The following is a 16,321-nucleotide window of genomic DNA, read 5'->3' on the forward strand; positions in this document are numbered from 1 at the left end:
ACACGTGTCAGCGGCCCCGGTCATCCGGATGTCCTCTCAGTGCACGCCGAGCACACCGTCCACCCGGCGCGGAATGCCGAGCGGGTTCGCGTCCTGCAACTCCGCCGGCAGCAATGCGTCCGGCCACGACTGGTATGTCACCGGCGCGATCCAGCGGCGGATCGACGTGGCGCCCACCGACGTGTGCAGCGGGTTCGTCGTCGACGGCCACGGTCCACCGTGGTGCTGACCCCACGCCACCGCGACACCGGTCGGCCACGCGTTGAAGATGATCCGGCCCGCCACGTGCCGCAGGACCTCGGCGACCTCACCGGCCTGCGCGTGGTCCGACTCGGCGGCGTGCACCGTGCCGGTCAGCGTGCCCGGCAGCTTCGCGAGCACCGAGTGCAGCTCCTCCGGCGACGAGTACGTCACGACCAGCGCGGCCGGGCCGAAGTGCTCCTCGGTCAGCTTCTCGAGGTTCTCCTCGAACACCTTCACCGACGTGCTGAACAGCAACGGTGCCACGGCCCACGCCTCGTCCGGGCGGGCACCCGTCGACACGACGGAGACGAGGTCCGACGCGGCCAGCGCGTCCGTGCCCGCCTTGTAGGAGTCGCACATCCGCTCGTTCAGCATCGCGCCACCCGACGAGGCGGCGACCGCCTCGCCCAGCGCCTCCACGATCGACTCCGGCGCGAACACCAGACCTGGGTTCGTGCAGAACTGCCCGACACCCATCACCAGCGACTGCGCGAAACCGGCGGCGATCTCCGGGGTGGCCGCGCCGGGCAGGATCACCGTCGGGTTCACGCTGCCGAGCTCGCCGTAGAACGGGATCGGGTCCGGCCGGCCCTGCGCCAGGTCGAACAGCGCCCGGCCGCCACCGGTGGAGCCGGTGAAACCGACGGCCCGCACGGCGGAGTGCTTCACCAGCGCGACACCGGACTCGGTGCCGTACACGATGCCGAACACGCCCTCGGGCGCACCGGCCTTCCGCAGCGCGTCGATCACCACCCGGGCGGTCTCGCGCGACGTCGACGGGTGCGCCGAATGTGCCTTCACCACAACGGAACAACCGGACGCCAGCGCGGAAGCCGTGTCACCACCGGCGACCGAGAACGCGAACGGGAAGTTCGACGCGGAAAACACCGCGACCGTCCCCAAAGGACGGAGAACGCGCCGCAGCACCGGGCGCGGCGGGATGATGTCCGGGTTCGCCGTGTCCAAAGTGGCCTCGACGTAACTGCCCTCGCGCAACACCTCGCCGAACAGCCGCAGCTGGTTCGTCGTGCGCTTGAGCTCGGTCGTCAGCCGCGGCGCGCCCAGCGCCGTCTCGCCGTCCGCCGTCTCCACGAGCAACGCCGACTCGGCGTCCAGCGCGTCCGCGACCTTCTCCAGCACCACGGCACGATCCGCCGCCGGAACGACCGACCACGCCGAGAACGCGACGGCCGCGGCTGACGCGATGCGGTCGACCTCGCTGTCGGGGGTCTTCGCAACCGGTTCGCCGAACGGCTGACCGGTGCGCGGGTTGTATCCCTGCACGACGTGGCTCAACGCCCTGCCTCCTTGACTGCCGTGTCGAAATCGGGGCCGCACCAGGCCCCGCCCACGTACTTCGCCGCGGGTGACGAGGGGTCGAGCTCGCCGTGCTGCTCCAGCACGGCGGCCGCGTACTCCTCGGAGTCGTCCTGCGGCTCGTAACCCAGCGCGCGGGCCTCGTCCAGCGAGAACCAGCCGCGCTTGTTGCCGGAAACGCCCCACACGATCCGGAATCCCGGTGACGGAGCGGAAAGACACGCCTCGAACAGGCGCGCGCCGTCGTCCGGTGACATCCACGTCGACAACATTCGCACGTCACGCGGCTTCTCGAAGCACGAGCCGATGCGGATCGCGATCACGTCCATGCCGTAGCGGTCGGCGTACAGCGACCCCAACGCCTCCAGCGCCACCTTGGACACGCCGTAGTAGGTGTCCGGGCGCGGGAACGCGTAGTCGCCCGCCTCACCGTCGGCGCGCTCCAGGTAGCCGACGGCGTGGTTCGAGCTGGCCAGAACGACGCGGCGAACGCCGGCCCGCCGCGCGGCCTCCAGCAGCGTGTGCGTGCCGTCGATGTTGACGCGCAGGATCTTGTCCCACGACTCCTCGAGGCTGTGACCACCGAGGTGGATCACCGCGTCGACGTCCTTCATCGCGGCTTCCATCGCGGCCATGTCGGTCACCGACGCCTCGACGAGCTCGACGTTCTCGCCGTCGGCGGCCGCGGGCAGTTCCGCGATGTCCAGCAGCCTCAGGACGCGGCCCTCAGTGGCGAGGCGGGTACGCATGAGCGTGCCCACCCCGCCGCCGGCGCCGGTGATCAGGATGCGTGCGGTCACGGGTTGGACCCCTCCGTCTTGTTCAGGTGTTCTGTCAAAATCTCAGCGACCGAACTGGCGGAGGAGCTCGGTGATCGTCCGGGCGGCGTCGAGCAGGGCCGAGATGACCTGCCGCTCGTGCTCCGGAGTCAGTCTGCCCAGCGGGACCGAGCAACTCATGGCGTCCAGCACGGGATTGCGGTATGGCAGCGCCACCGCGAAACAGCCCAGGCCGGGCGTGTTCTCCTCGCGTTCGTGGGCGTACCCGACGTTGCGGAACCCGGCGAGCTGCTCGTGCAACGCCGCCCGATCGATCACGGTTTTCGGGGTCAGCGGCGCCAGGTCGTGGGGGAGGATCAGGTCGACCTCCTCCGGCGTGCGCGTCGAGAGCACGGCCTTGCCCAGCGACGTCGAGTGCGCGGGCAGCCGGCGGCCGACGCGCGAGACGACACGCAGGTGGTGCTCGGACTCGCGGCTCGCCAGGTAGACGACGTCCGCGCCGTCCAAACGGGCAAGGTGCACGGTCTCGTTGATCTCCTGGCGGACCTGCTCCATCACACGGATCGCCGCGCGCACCACCGGGTCGTGGTCCAAATAGGACGTACCGACGAGCAGCGCGCGCACGCCGATGCCGTACGTGCCCCTGTCCGAGTCGACCTCCACCCAGCCACGCGCCACGAGCGTCTGCAACAGCATGTAGAGGCTGGACTTGGGATAGCTGAGCTCGCGGTGCAGCTCGGTGAGCGTCAGCCTGCGGTCTGACGCGGACAGCACTTCGAGCAGCTCCACCGTGCGGTCGGCGGACTTGACCGCGCCCGGACGAGCTGTGCCCTTGTCGATCGGCGACGCCACCTGGCCTCCTCGTAACAGGAAAGCAACTTGCCCTTGACACGTTGCTGTGCCGATTCTTACAGTCCTGCACCAGGTTCACAAGTACGACCCAGGTTCATGTATCTGAACACGAAGGGCTCCGACGATGCGCCGTAGAACTGCCACAACACTTGCCACGCTGGGCGTGGCCGCGCTGCTCGCGGGTTGCGGCAGCGGTGGCACCACGGCCGCGTCGAGCAAAGACCCGAACAAGCCCCTCGAGGTGTGGACCCGCTCGACGGAGGCAACCGCGAAGGTCTACGCGAAGATCTTCAAGTCGTTCACCGAGAAGACCGGTGTGCAGGTCGACTACAAGCCGATCTTCAACGACTTCGACAAGCAGGTGCAGCAGCGCGCCGCGTCGAAGGACCTCCCCGACATCGTCATCACCGACACCGGTTCGCTCGGCAACTTCGTCAAGCAGGGCTGGACGACCGAGGTCAGCAAGAACGACGTCGCGGGCAGCGGCGACATCGTCGACCGCGCGTGGAACAACGGGAAGGGCGCGGACGGCAAGTTCTACGCCATTCCCTACTCCACCCAGGCGATGGTCACGCTGATCCGCAAGGACTGGCGCGAGAAGCTCGGCAAGCCGATCCCCACCACGTGGGAGGAGCTCGACGACCTCGCGAGGGCCTTCACCCGCGACGACCCCGACGGCAACGGGCAGAACGACACCTACGGCATGCTGGTGCCGGGCACGACCGACCGCGGCTACCTCGGCTGGTGGGCGGCCAGCTACATCTGGCAGGGCGGCGGCGACATCCTCGAGGACGAGGGCGACGGCAAGTTCCGCGTCGGCATCGACTCGCCGGAGTCGACCAAGGCCGTCGAACGGCTGCGCAAGCTCTTCTGCGAGGACAAGGTCATGCAGCCCGGCTCGCTGACCCTCGGCACGAACGACGCGCACCCGCTGTTCGAGTCGGGCAAGAGCGGCATCTACCTCACCGGCCCGTACATGATCGGCCGCTTCGACAAGTCGCTCGGCAAGGACAAGTACGAGGTCGTCGCGTCCCCGAAGGGCCCGGCCGGCGCCACGGTGCTCGGTGAGGGCGAGAACATCTACCAGATGGCCGGCTCCGCCAAGACCGCCGACCAGAAGAAGCTCGCCGAGTACCTGATCACGCCCGAGGCGCAGCAGGCCGGCATGAAGGGTGACCCGCAGCCGGTCGTCCGCCTCCCCGTGAACAAGACCGTCGACGTCAACGCGACGTACAAGGACCCGCGCTGGGCGACCGTGGCGGGCGTGTACTCCAGCGAGGCGCGGCCGTTCCCCAGCGTTCCGAACTTCGCGCCGTTCCGGCAGAAGACCTCGGAGACCCTGAACTCCATCTTCGCGAAGTGCCCCGCTGACTCCTCGGCCGAGCTGAAGACGCTCGCGGAAGCGCTCAAGAAGGAACTCGAGAACCAGAAGGCGTCGAAGTGACCGCTGTTCAATCACTCGGCGACACCCGAGACGTGGGCTCGACGGCTAGTGGCGGCGGTGCCGTCGAAACCCACCCCGTGAGGCGGCGCCGCCGGCGTCGCCTCACGGGAGCCACCTTCGTCCCGTGGCTCTTTCTCTTCCCCGCCGCGCTGATCTTCCTGGTCTTCAAGTTCATCCCGATGGCGGAGGGCATCCGGCTCTCGCTGTTCGAGGTCCGGCCGTTCCTCGGCGACATCTTCGTCGGCTTCAAGAACTACGCGACGATCCTGCAGGACGAGAAGTTCCTGACCGCCAGCTGGCACACCCTCGTGCTGGCCGGCGGTCAGACGGTCGGCGCGATGGTGATCGGCTTCTTCCTGGCGTTGCTGCTGGAAGGCCACACCAAGTCGTTGTGGTTCGTGCGGTCCGCGGTGTTCCTGCCCGTCGTGGCGGCCACCGCGGTCATCGGTGAGATCTGGCGGTTGTTCTTCTACCCGGCGCCAGAAGGCTTCCTCAACGAGCTCATCTCGTGGGTCGGCCTCGGGCCCTGGGAGTACATCCACAGCACGGACACCTCGCTGGTGTCGGTCATGTTCGTCGGCATCTGGAAGCACGCGCCGTACGACATGGTGCTGATCCTCGCCGGGCTCGCGGGCATCGACCGCCAGCAGTACGAGGCCGCCGCGATCGACGGAGCCACGACACCGCAACGGATCTGGAACGTCACGCTCCCCGCGCTGCGGCCCGTCATCACGATCCTGCTGACGCTGGCGGCGATCCGCGGCCTGCGCGTCTTCACCGAGGTGTACGTGCTCACCGGCGGTGGTCCCGCCGGGTCGACCGACGTGTGGATGACCCGCGTCTACACCACGGCGTTCGAACAGTCCGAAGCCGGACTCGCATCCGCTGGTTCCGTGCTCTTGTTCCTGGTTACCTTGATTTTGACGGTCAGCGTGCAGTGGTACCGCCGCAGGAGGGAAGCGCGATGAGCACTGTCAACTCAAGCCGCTTCGACAGCGCCATCGGCTGGTCCGCCCGCCCGGACGCGTGGCTCAGCAGGGGCATCCGGTTCCTTTTCAGTGCCCTCGCTGTAATCCTTTTCTGCGGTCCGCTGCTGGTCATCTTCTCCGGCGCGTTCGACCACAACCCGGACCCGACCAAGCTGTCGGTGATCCCGGAGAACCCGTCGCTGATCAACTTCCAGGTCGCGGCGGAGAACAAGATCTGGCGCTACCTGATGAACTCGTTGATCATCGCCGGTGGTGCGCTGCTGCTGCAGCTGTCGGTGAGCGTTTTCGCCGCATACGCGTTGGCGCGCAAGAAGTTTCGCGGTCAGGCCATCGCCCTGTTGGTCATTCTTGCCACGATGATGTTGCCTGAGGAGGTCATCGCGATCCCGCTGTCGCTGGTGATCGGAGACCTGCCTCTGGTGCACGTGAGTCTCAAGGGCACCCTGCTCGGCGTCATCCTCCCGTTGGGGGCTTGGGGTTTCTCCATCTTCGTCATGACGGAGTTCATGAAGGAGATCCCCAACGAACTGGAGGAGGCGGCCAAAGTGGACGGTGCCGGAGAGCTGCGCCTCTTCGCGCAGATCATTCTCCCGCTGTGCAAGCCCGCGCTCGGTGTCATCGCCGTGTTCGGCTTCAACATGATTTGGGAGCAGTACCTGCTCCCCCTGATCGTCGCCGCTGACCCCTCCGATTACACGCTCACGGTCGCACTCCTCGCGCTTCGATCCGACGACATGGTCGGAACGGGCATCGTGCTGGCCGGTGCGTTGCTGGCGCTGGTACCGAGCTTGGTCGTGTACCTGTCGCTGCAGAAGTCCTTCCTGCGTGGGATCACCACCGGAGCGATCAAGGGATGAGTCTGGTTATGCAACTCGATGGTGTGCTGTTCTTTCCGGTGACCCCGTTCGACAGCGAGGGGAACATCGCGTACGACGTGCTCGCCGAGCACGTCAAGCACGGTGTCTCCGCCGGGCCGGGCGCGGTGTTCGCCGCCTGCGGCACCGGCGAGTTCCACGCGTTGGAGCTGGGTGAGTTCGAGCGCGCGGTGGCGGTCGCGGTCGAGGCGACCGCGGGCAAGGTGCCGGTCTTCGCCGGAGCGGGCGGTTCGGTCGCGGCGACCAAGCAGTTCGTGCAGGCGGCGGAACGCGCTGGTGCCAACGGCATCCTGCTGCTGCCGCCGTACCTGGTGTCCAACCCGGCCGCCGGTCTCGTGCGGTACGTGGCCGAGGTCGCCGGTGCCACCGAACTGCCGATCATCGTGTACCAGCGCAACAACGCGCGGTTCACGCCGGAGACCGCGATCGAGGTCGCGCGCATCCCGAACGTCGTGGGCCTGAAGGACGGCCTCGGCGACCTCGACCAGATGCAGCGGATCGTGCTGTCCGTCCGTGCCAACGTTGACAAGCCGTTCCAGTTCTTCAACGGCCTGCCGACCGCGGAGATGACGCAGCTCGCGTACCGGGCCATCGGCGTCGAGCTCTACTCGTCGGCGGTGTTCTGCTTCGCGCCGGAGATCTCGCTCGGCTTCTACAACGCCGTGCAGTCCGGCGACACCGAGCTCGTGAACCGGTTCCTCTTCGAGTTCTACAAGCCACTGGTCGAGCTGCGCGACAAGGTTCCCGGCTACGCGGTCTCTCTGGTGAAGGCCGCGGTGCGCGCGAACGGTCTCGAGGTCGGCGGCGTGCGGCCGCCGTTGATCGACCCGCTCGACGAGCACGTGGCCGCGCTCGACAAGATCATCGCCGCGGGCAAGGCCCTGCTGAGCTGAGAGGGCGTTCGGCATGAAGATCACCGAGATTGTCCTGACACCGATCGCGTTCCGGGACCCGCCGCTGCTCAACTCGGCCGGCGTGCACGAGCCGTGGGCGCTGCGCACGATCGTCGAGGTGCACACCGACGAAGGCATTTCGGGGCTGGGGGAGACCTACGGCGACCTCGGGCACCTGGAGCGCTCGCGGTCCGTTGTGGACACTTTGATCGGCCTTGACGTCTTCGCGTTGAACGAGATGCACGCGCGGGTCGCCGCCGTGCTCGGCGGCAAGGCGGGGCCGGACAAGCACGGCCTGACCGGCAAGATCACGGCGGAGAGCACCGTCGACCGCGTGTACTCACCGTTCGAGGTCGCGTGCCTGGACATCCAGGGCAAGGCGCTGGGACGCCCGGTGCACGACCTGCTGGGTGGCGCGGTCCGTTCCGCCGTGCCGTATTCGGCCTACCTGTTCTACAAGTGGGACGGGCATCCCGGCGCCGAGCCGGACGAGTGGGGCGAGGCGGTCGACCCCGCCGGCATCGTGGCCCAGGCCGCCGGGATGATCGAGCGGTACGGCTTCGGGTCGATCAAGCTCAAGGGCGGTGTCTTCCCGCCGGAGCAGGAGATCGAGGCGATCCGCGCTCTGCGCGAGGCGTTCCCGGACCACCCGCTGCGGCTGGACCCGAACGCGGCCTGGTCGACGGCGACGTCGCTGAAGGTCGCGGCGGAGCTCGACGGCGTGCTGGAGTACCTGGAGGATCCGACGCCGGAGATCTCCGGGATGGCGGAGGTGGCCGCGAAGGCACCGATGCCGTTGGCCACCAACATGTGCGTGGTCGCGTTCGAGCACCTCAAGCCGTCCGTGGAACAGGACGCCGTGCAGGTGCTGCTGTCCGACCACCACTACTGGGGCGGACTGCAGCGGTCGCGTCAGCTGGGGATGATCTGCCAGACGTTCGGCATCGGCCTGTCGATGCACTCGAACTCGCACCTCGGCATCTCGCTGGCCGCGATGACGCACCTGGCCGCGGCGACGCCGAACCTGAACTACGCCTGCGACACGCACTACCCCTGGAACGCTCAGGACGAGGTCGTGGAACCGGGTGTGCTGTCCTTTGTGGATGGGGCGTTGCAGGTTCCCGTGACGCCGGGACTCGGTGTGTCGCTGGATCGTGACGCGTTGGCGCGCATGGCCGAGAACTACGTTCGGTGCGGCATCACGGCTCGCGACGACACGGGCTACATGCAGAAGTTCGACCCGAGTTACGAGAGGAAGCGCCCCCGGTGGTGAAGTCGGTTGTCCACGCCTATCCGTGGGACCTGATCGGAGACCCTGACGCCGTCGCGCGGTATCAGGACCTCGGGATCGACGCGATCGCCCTCGCGGCGTCGTATCACACGGTGCGGGCGGCGACGCCGCTTCATCCGTCGCATCGGATGGTCGATGCGCGGCACGCGGCGTTCTACCTGCCGGTGCGTTCGGCTAAGTACGGCCGGCTCGTGCCTGCGGAACCGTCCTGGGTGGACGGTTCCGGCTCGTTCGGCGCGGCCGCGGCTCTGGTCCGTGCCGCCGGTCTGCCGGTGTACGCGTGGACCGTGCTGACGCACAACTCGCGCCTCGGTGACCTGCACCCCGATGTGACCGTGGTGAACGCGTTCGGGGACCGCTACCCGTACGCGTTGTGCACCGCGCAGCCCGACGTCGTCGAGTACACCTCGGTGCTGGTGTCCGAGGTGCTGGAGCTCGGCGCGCCGGACGGGATCATCCTGGAGGCCTGCGGGCCGCTGGGGTTCTTCCACGGCGGGCACCACGAGAAGACCGACGGCACGGATTGGAACGCGGTGCAGCAGAAGCTGTTGTCGCTGTGCTTCTGCTCTGCCTGCACCGCCCTGTACGCCGACCCGGATGCCCTGCGTGAAGCGGTCCGGGCCGGGGTCGATCGCGGGGCGTCCAGCGTCGAGGAGGCGCTGGGCGCGCTCGCGGAAGACGTTCAAGCGGTGCGCACCGGCGTGGTGCGGTCGTTGCGGCAGAGGCTGGTGTCCGAGATTCGCGCTGCCGCGCCCTCGATCCGGGTCGGCATGCACGTGACGGCGGACCCTTGGGGCACCGGGCCGTTCGCGACCGTGGCCGGTGGTGTCGACGCCGACGTCGATGTCCTGACGACGATGTGCTGGCCCGGACCGGAGATCGCGGTTCCCGGCATCGAGGCCCTTCGTGCTGCCGCCCCGGACACGCGGATCGCCGCGTACGTGCTGGGGTTGCCGCCGAAACCGGCCGACGGTGCGGCGTTGTCGAAGGAGTGGCTCGCGTACGTGGACGCCGGCGTGGAGGAGTTCCACCTCTACCACGGTGGTCTCGCGTCCGCGGCACGGTTGGAAGCTTTGCGAGAGGCTGTAACCGCCGTTAGCCGCTAACTGTGAAGAGAAGTTCCTGAGAGAAGTTGCTGCAACCCGTTGTGAGCGCGGTTCCGTCCTCTTCACATGAGGCACATAGGAACCGTAGTTGGCACTGGCGTCCTGCTGCTGGTCATCTCGGCCTGTGGCAGCGCGCAGAACGCGGGCGCCGGGGCAGGTGGCGGTCAGGAGTTGCCGACCGCCACCTCGACCTCCGAGGTGCCCCCGAACGTCGCCCCCGGAGAAGTGCCGCCGGACGGCAAACCCGTGACGAAGCTCGACACCACGGCGCTGCCGCCCGATCAGCCGCGCACCGTGTGGACACAGGGCGACGGGAAGACCGTCGGAGTCGTGGCCCAAGAGGGCGGATGTGGCAAGGCGAGCGCGTCCGTGCTGGAGCAGAACGCTTCCACCGTGAAGATCGAACTGCTCGAGACGCTGCCGCTGACCAAGGAGATGTGCACTATGGACATCCGCTTCCCTCCGTTGACGGTGCAGCTGTCCGAGCCCCTTGGTGAGCGCACGGTCGTGCTGACGTCGCGGCAGGAACAGAAGTAGACCTTCCTCCCCACGGTGCCCGGTCGGCATCTGCCCCGCCGGCCGGGCATCTCTCCTTCTGGATCTGCTTCCGGGGCTTGTCCGGGACATTCGACCGGACAGGTCGCAGGACATTTAACAGGGACTTCTTGTCCCGGTTTGCGAGGATGGTGCGCATGAGAAACGCCGTCGCTGCCGTTGCTCTCGCCGTTGTGCTCGCCGGCTGCTCGTCCGGCACGCAATCGAGCGCGCCAGGCTCCGGTTCGTCGGGTACCACGCCTGCGGGCACCACCGCGCCCGGCTCGAGCGGCACCCCCGGCTCGTCCGGCGCGAACCCCACCGCGCCCGTCCAGCCTCCGGTCTCGATCTCGGAGGAGAAGCCGGTCGTCCCGCCCAACGTCACGCCCGTGGCGAAGGACAAGGTCGACACGACATCGTTGTCAGACACCTACCGCGACGAGGCCTACGTCTTCGGCGACGGCCGCGACCTCCAGGTCTTCGGCGTGGGCGGCGGCTGCAAGGAGGCCCGTGCCGAGGTCACCGGCCAGTCCGCCGACGTCGTCCACGTCACGCTGGTGACGATCACCAAGCAGCCCCCGGGCACCATGTGCAGCCAGGAGATCCGTCAGGTGCCACTGACGGTCCGCCTGGACGCGCCTCTCGGGAACCGCCGCTTGGTGCTGGAATCCCGCGAGGAAACCGGCTGATATATCGCATATCGCCGATTCCCTCGGCGTCCTGAAGGTCGCGGTGGCCGGACACTCCGGCGGCGCACCACACGCCCTCGCGTGCGCCGCCCTGTTGCCCGGCCTCGCACAACCGCTGGCTCGCCTGCCGGATCCCCGGCGCGGAGGTATGGCCGACTCCGGACGATGGATGCCACGAAGCCGTCCAGGCCCCGCCGATGCGGGCGAGACCTGGACGGCTTCGTGAAGGGGTCTAACGGCGGAAACTGACCTGCAGGGTCGGCGTCGACGTCTCCGCGAAGAAGTCGTTGCCCTTGTCGTCGACCACGACGAAGGCGGGGAAGTCCTCGACTTCGATCTTCCACACCGCCTCCATGCCCAGTTCGGGGTACTCGAGCACCTCGACCTTGCGGATGCAGTCCTGCGCCAGCCGCGCCGCCGGGCCACCGATCGAGCCCAGGTAGAAGCCGCCGTGCGACGAGCAGGCGTTGGTCACCTGCTTGGAGCGGTTGCCCTTGGCGAGCATCACCAGCGAGCCGCCCGCGGCCTGGAACTGCTCCACGTAGGAGTCCATTCGGCCGGCGGTGGTCGGACCGAACGAACCGGAGGCGTAGCCCTCGGGCGTCTTGGCCGGGCCGGCGTAGTAGACCGGGTGGTCCTTGAGGTACTGCGGCATCTCCTCGCCGGCGTCGAGGCGTTCCTTGATCTTGGCGTGCGCGATGTCGCGTGCCACGACCAGCGGACCGGTCAGGGAGACGCGGGTCTTCACCGGGAGCTTGGTGAGGATGTCGCGGATCTCCGCCATGGGCCGGGTGAGGTCGATCTGGACGACCTCGTCGGACAGGTCCTCGCCCTCGATCTCGGGCAGGAACCGTGCCGGGTCGCGCTCCATCTGCTCCAGGAACACGCCCTCGGCCGTGATGCGCGCCTTGGTCTGGCGGTCGGCCGAGCACGAGACCGCGATGCCGACCGGGAGGGACGCGCCGTGGCGGGGGAGGCGGATGACGCGCACGTCGTGGCAGAAGTACTTGCCGCCGAACTGGGCGCCGATGCCGAAGTTGCGGGTGAGTTCGAGGACCTGCTGCTCGAGGTCCGTGTCGCGGAACGCGTGGCCCGCCGGTGAACCCTCGGTCGGCAGGGTGTCGAGGTAGCGGGCGGAGGCGAGCTTCGCGACCTTGAGGTTCTGCTCGGCGGACAGGCCGCCGACGACGACCGCGAGGTGGTAGGGCGGGCACGCCGCGGTGCCGAGCGAACGCAGCTTCTCGTCCAGGAACGACGCGAGGCGCTTCGGGTTCAGCACCGCCTTCGTCTCCTGGTAGAGGAACGTCTTGTTCGCGCTGCCGCCGCCCTTGGCCATGAACAGGAACTCGTACACGGGCTCCTGGCCGGGCTTGTGGAACACCTCGATCTGCGCGGGCAGGTTCGTGCCGGTGTTCTTCTCGTCCCAGAACGTCACCGGGGCCATCTGCGAGTAGCGCAGGTTGAGCTCCTGGTAGGCCTCGTAGACGCCGCGGGCCAGGGCCTGTTCGTCGTCGCCGCCGGTCAGGACGGTCTCCGAACGCTTGCCCATGATGATCGCCGTGCCGGTGTCCTGGCACATGGGCAGCACACCGCCGGACGAGATGGCGGCGTTGCGCAGCAGGTCCATGGCGACGAAACGGTCGTTGCCGGAGGCCTCGGGGTCGTCGATGATCTTGCGTAGCTGGGCGAGGTGCGACGGGCGCAGGAGGTGCTGGATGTCCCGGATCGCCTCCTTCGCGAGCAGCGTCAGCGTCTCGGGGGCGATCTCCAGGAACTTGCGGTCACCGGCCTCGATGAGCTTGACCCCGTCGGAGGTGACGAGGCGGTACTCGGTCTCGGTGTCCTTCGCGAGCGGGAGGACGTCGGTGTACTCGAATGTGGTGGGCACGGGGTACACAACTCCAACGGTGTGCAGTTCGGATCAGAAAACCGTACCGCCATCAAAGGGACGTACTCGTCCCCGTCCACCGTGTTCTTCACTACCCGTGTTCCTGGCAAGGGCCGCAGACGCGGAAGGCCGGGGCGGCCCCCGGCCGTCCCGACCTTCCTTCGCGTGCGAAACCCGACTCACGACGGGCGTCGCGTGGCTCTGGTAACGCCCGACCGTGCCGTGAGTTGAGTCACAAGTCAATACTGCCGGACAGGTGAAACCCGACCGTGACGACTCCGGGGGCTACGAGGCGTAGGCCCGCAGCTTCGCGGCGCGTTCGCCCTGGCGGAGCTTCGACATGACCTCGCGCTCGATCTGACGGACCCGCTCGCGCGACAACCCGAAGCGCTTGCCGATCTGGTCGAGGGTGCGCGGCTGGCCGTCCTCCAGGCCGTAGCGCAGCCGGATCACGGCCTGCTCGCGCGGCTCCAGCGTCGCGAGAACGCGGCGCAGGTCGTCCTGCAGCAGCCCGGAGATGACGGCGCTCTCGGCGTCGGTCGCGTCCGAGTCCTCGATGAAGTCACCGAGGGGAGCGTCCTCCTCCGTGCCGACCGGCATGTCGAGCGATACCGGGTCACGCGCGTGGTCGAGCAGGTCGGCGACCTTGTCGGGGTTGAGGCCCGCTTCCTTCGCGAGCTCCTCGTTCGTCGCCTCGCGGCCGAGCGTCTGGTGCAGGTCGCGCTTGATCCGCGCGAGCTTGTTCACCTGCTCGACGAGGTGGACGGGGAGGCGGATGGTGCGGCCCTGGTCGGCCATGCCGCGGGTGATCGCCTGGCGGATCCACCACGTCGCGTACGTCGAGAACTTGAAGCCCTTGGTGTAGTCGAACTTCTCGACCGCGCGGATCAGGCCCAGGTTGCCTTCCTGGATCAGGTCCAGCAGCGGCATGCCGCGGCCGGTGTAGCGCTTGGCCAGCGACACGACGAGGCGCAGGTTGGCCTTGAGCAGGTGGTCCTTGGCGCGGCGGCCGTCGCGGACGAGCTCTCCCATCTCGTCGCGACGGGTGGGGGTGAGGCGCTTGGCCGTGTCCAGGACGTGCTGCGCGAACACACCTGCCTCGATGCGCTTGGCGAGCTCCACCTCCTCTTCGGCGGTGAGGAGCGCGGTCTTGCCGATTCCGTTCAGGTAGACTCGAACGAGGTCGGCTGCTGGTCCCTGCGCGTCGAGTTCGTGCTCGACGACGGCGGGCGTGTTCTCTCCGACTTCACGGTCGGAGATCCTCGTGACGGTCATGGATCTCCCTCCCCCTGGTGCGGGCGACGCTGCTGTCGGTCAGGACAGTCGCGCGTGGCGGTCAAGGCGGCGCGGCGCTGCGCCCTGGTTGCCGGTTGCGGCGGGCCCGCTCGGGATCCCATCGCTAGCTGGCTGATACCTGGGTAACGAAGACGATTCCGAATTCGTTCCCGACTTCCATGACCTGAAGACGTCACCACAGTCACAGCGGTTGCGCGACTAATCTGAGGATTGCCTGAGAACCGTTTAGTCAGAGGTCGACGATCACCGTGAACGGACCGTCGTTCACGCTCCGTACCTTCATCTCCGCTCTGAATCGTCCTGTTTCGACGCGAGCGCCCTTTTGGCGTAGTTCCTGCACGACGGCGTTCACCAACGGTTCCGCAAGCTCGGGCCGGGCGGCCGCCGTCCAGGACGGACGGCGGCCCTTGCGCGTGTCTCCGTAAAGGGTGAACTGGCTGACGACCAGCAGCGGAGCACCGGTCGACTCGCACGACTGCTCGTCGTCGAGGATGCGCAGACCATGCAGCTTCTGCGCCATTTTGCGGGCGTGCTCGGCCGTGTCGTCGTGGTGGACGCCGAGCAGCACCAGCAATCCGGGCTCGTCGATCGCGCCGACGATCTCCCCTTCGACTTCGACACTCGCTTCTGTGACGCGCGCCACAACTGCTTTCACGCGGGAATCAACATTCCGTGCCGGATGAGATCACGAACGATCGGCAAGGCCGCTTCTGCATCGATTTCTCCGTAAGCGAACTCGAGCAGTGCGAGCAGGTCCTCCAGTGGCAGAGCGCCGTTGCAACCGGCCACGAGCCTGGCGGTCGCCTCGTCGACCTCGTGCTGCCAGCCGGGCCCGTCGGTGCGGTGCAGCCGGGCGACGACCTTGCGCCAGCCCTCGTCACCCGGCTCGGACACCTCTTCGAGCAGCACGGTGTCGGCGACCCGGAACCGCCGGCTCAGCAGATCGGGGTTCGCGCGCAGCCACGCGACGTTGTCGAGCCAGCGCGCCGCCTCCGGGCCCAGCGGGTCGTCGTAGGCGTGCCGCAGGTCTTCGCAGATGACCTGGGAGTGCATCTCGTCGGTGCGCCGCAGCGTCACGTAACCGAAGCCGACTCCCTGGACGTCGTTCTCCTCGAACCAGTCCAGCCACGCGGCGGCCTTCTGCCGGCCCTCGGGGCTGCGCGGGTCGACGCCCGCGTCCTTGAGCCACGTGCCGACGTACAGGGCGGGCTCGGCGATGTCGCGCTGCACGAACCACGCGTCGATGCCGCCACGCGGGAGCCAGCCGGAGACGCGCTCCTCCCAGTCCTCACCCTTGCGGTGCACCCATGACGCGAGCAGCTGGCCGACGCCGCCCTCGTTGAGGAAGGCGGGCAGCTGCCGGATGACCAGCGCCGACGCGTCGTCGCCACCGAGACCGGAGTCGCGGTAGACGAAGTCCACCCGCGGCGGGCCGACGACGAACGGCGGGTTGCACACGACCTGGTCGAACCGCCGGTTGCGGACCGGCCCGAACCACTCGCCCTGCAGCGTCTCCACGTCGAGCTCGTTCATGCGGAACGTGCCCTGCGCGAGCCTCAGCGCGCGCTCGGACAGGTCGGTCGCGGTGATCTTTTGAGCGTGCGTGGCGGCGTGCAACGCCTGGACGCCGCAGCCGGTGCCGAGATCGAGCAGCGTGCCGACGGGCGTGCGCTTGGTCGCGCGGGCCAGGCTGATCGACGCGTGGCCGACGCCGAGCACGTGGTCCTCGGGGACGGCGCTGCCGCGCAGGTCGGAGTCGAGGTCGGCGACCACCCACCAGTTGTCCTCGTACGGCCTGACGTCGAGCCCGGCCTTCAGGCTGTTCGCGCCGGCGGGGGACAGGATCTCGTTCTTGACGGCCTCGTCGATGTCGACACCGTCGAGCGCCTTGCGGACGTCCTGCTCGGGTTCGTGGTCGCCGAGCAGGAACATGCGGATCAGCGTGCCGAGCGACCCGGCGTCCTTGCTCGCGCGGCGGGCCGGCTCTGGCTCGCCGCGCCCGAGTGCGGCGTGGGCTTGGAGGCCGAGAGCGCCGACGACGCCGTCCGCGGTGTAGCCGGTGTTCAGGAAGGCCTCGCGCAAACGGGCGCACAGTTCAACGGAAAGATCGGGGTGCACGGGTGGA

15 protein-coding genes are annotated in these 16,321 nt (G+C 68.1%); 8 read left to right on the forward strand and 7 right to left on the reverse strand.

Annotation, left to right across the window (positions count from 1 at the left end; genetic code table 11):
- Nucleotides 1-36 precede the first annotated feature (36 nt).
- The 3 genes from BLR21_RS14945 to BLR21_RS14955 are packed head-to-tail and all read right to left on the reverse strand — an operon-like array spanning nt 37 to nt 3,191.
- Nucleotides 37-1,539 (reverse strand): aldehyde dehydrogenase (NADP(+)), encoded by a 1,503-nt coding sequence (locus tag BLR21_RS14945; protein ID WP_090006408.1) that lies wholly within the window; start codon nt 1,537-1,539, stop codon nt 37-39.
- Nucleotides 1,536-2,360 carry an NAD-dependent epimerase/dehydratase family protein gene (locus BLR21_RS14950; RefSeq protein ID WP_090006409.1) on the reverse strand — a complete coding sequence of 275 codons (825 nt, stop codon included), beginning with the start codon at nt 2,358-2,360 and terminating at the stop codon, nt 1,536-1,538. Before BLR21_RS14950 ends, BLR21_RS14945 begins: the two co-directional genes overlap by 4 nt.
- Before the next feature lie 42 nt (nt 2,361-2,402).
- On the reverse strand, nt 2,403-3,191 hold the full coding sequence (locus BLR21_RS14955) for an IclR family transcriptional regulator (protein WP_256334686.1): 789 nt from the start codon (nt 3,189-3,191) through the stop codon (nt 2,403-2,405).
- Nucleotides 3,192-3,315: 124 nt separating this feature from the next.
- Between BLR21_RS14955 and BLR21_RS14960 the strand changes: the two genes are divergently transcribed.
- From BLR21_RS14960 to BLR21_RS14995, 8 genes are all read left to right on the forward strand, one after another.
- Nucleotides 3,316-4,635, forward strand: a complete 1,320-nt coding sequence (locus BLR21_RS14960) for a sugar ABC transporter substrate-binding protein (RefSeq protein WP_090006410.1) — start codon at nt 3,316-3,318, stop codon at nt 4,633-4,635.
- Nucleotides 4,632-5,603 (forward strand): carbohydrate ABC transporter permease, encoded by a 972-nt coding sequence (locus BLR21_RS14965; RefSeq protein WP_218130870.1) that lies wholly within the window; start codon nt 4,632-4,634, stop codon nt 5,601-5,603. Before BLR21_RS14960 ends, BLR21_RS14965 begins: the two co-directional genes overlap by 4 nt.
- On the forward strand, nt 5,600-6,481 hold the full coding sequence (locus tag BLR21_RS14970; protein WP_090006411.1) for a carbohydrate ABC transporter permease: 882 nt from the start codon (nt 5,600-5,602) through the stop codon (nt 6,479-6,481). The genes BLR21_RS14965 and BLR21_RS14970 overlap by 4 nt, the downstream gene beginning before the upstream one ends.
- 8 nt (nt 6,482-6,489) lie before the next feature.
- Nucleotides 6,490-7,392 (forward strand): 5-dehydro-4-deoxyglucarate dehydratase, encoded by a 903-nt coding sequence (locus tag BLR21_RS14975; protein ID WP_090006412.1) that lies wholly within the window; start codon nt 6,490-6,492, stop codon nt 7,390-7,392.
- A 13-nt stretch (nt 7,393-7,405) separates the two neighbouring features.
- Nucleotides 7,406-8,665 (forward strand): glucarate dehydratase family protein, encoded by a 1,260-nt coding sequence (locus BLR21_RS14980; protein ID WP_090006413.1) that lies wholly within the window; start codon nt 7,406-7,408, stop codon nt 8,663-8,665.
- Complete coding sequence (locus BLR21_RS14985) at nt 8,659-9,789, forward strand: hypothetical protein (protein WP_090006414.1); 1,131 nt, start codon at nt 8,659-8,661, stop codon at nt 9,787-9,789. Before BLR21_RS14980 ends, BLR21_RS14985 begins: the two co-directional genes overlap by 7 nt.
- A 66-nt stretch (nt 9,790-9,855) precedes the next feature.
- Nucleotides 9,856-10,326 carry a hypothetical protein gene (locus tag BLR21_RS14990; RefSeq protein WP_090006415.1) on the forward strand — a complete coding sequence of 157 codons (471 nt, stop codon included), beginning with the start codon at nt 9,856-9,858 and terminating at the stop codon, nt 10,324-10,326.
- Nucleotides 10,327-10,481: 155 nt separating this feature from the next.
- Nucleotides 10,482-11,012, forward strand: coding sequence for a hypothetical protein (locus BLR21_RS14995; protein WP_143027725.1), 531 nt, complete (start codon nt 10,482-10,484; stop codon nt 11,010-11,012).
- Nucleotides 11,013-11,244: 232 nt separating this feature from the next.
- Here the strand turns inward: BLR21_RS14995 and BLR21_RS15005 are convergent, their stop codons facing one another.
- The 4 genes from BLR21_RS15005 to BLR21_RS15020 form a co-directional block, all read right to left on the reverse strand.
- Nucleotides 11,245-12,909, reverse strand: a complete 1,665-nt coding sequence (locus BLR21_RS15005; protein ID WP_420843882.1) for a fumarate hydratase — start codon at nt 12,907-12,909, stop codon at nt 11,245-11,247.
- Between the two features lie 276 nt (nt 12,910-13,185).
- Nucleotides 13,186-14,175: a sigma-70 family RNA polymerase sigma factor gene (locus tag BLR21_RS15010; protein ID WP_090006418.1), complete on the reverse strand. Its 990-nt coding sequence runs from the start codon at nt 14,173-14,175 to the stop codon at nt 13,186-13,188.
- Between the two features lie 250 nt (nt 14,176-14,425).
- The gene (gene dtd, locus BLR21_RS15015) at nt 14,426-14,851 is read right to left on the reverse strand and encodes a D-aminoacyl-tRNA deacylase (RefSeq protein ID WP_090006419.1); all 426 of its coding nucleotides are present in this window, start codon (nt 14,849-14,851) and stop codon (nt 14,426-14,428) included.
- Nucleotides 14,848-16,314: a DUF7782 domain-containing protein gene (locus BLR21_RS15020; RefSeq protein ID WP_090006420.1), complete on the reverse strand. Its 1,467-nt coding sequence runs from the start codon at nt 16,312-16,314 to the stop codon at nt 14,848-14,850. The genes dtd and BLR21_RS15020 overlap by 4 nt, the downstream gene beginning before the upstream one ends.
- Nucleotides 16,315-16,321 lie beyond the last annotated feature (7 nt).

It is taken from the genome of Lentzea albidocapillata subsp. violacea (genome assembly GCF_900100275.1).
GTDB classification, from domain to species: domain Bacteria; phylum Actinomycetota; class Actinomycetes; order Mycobacteriales; family Pseudonocardiaceae; genus Lentzea; species Lentzea violacea.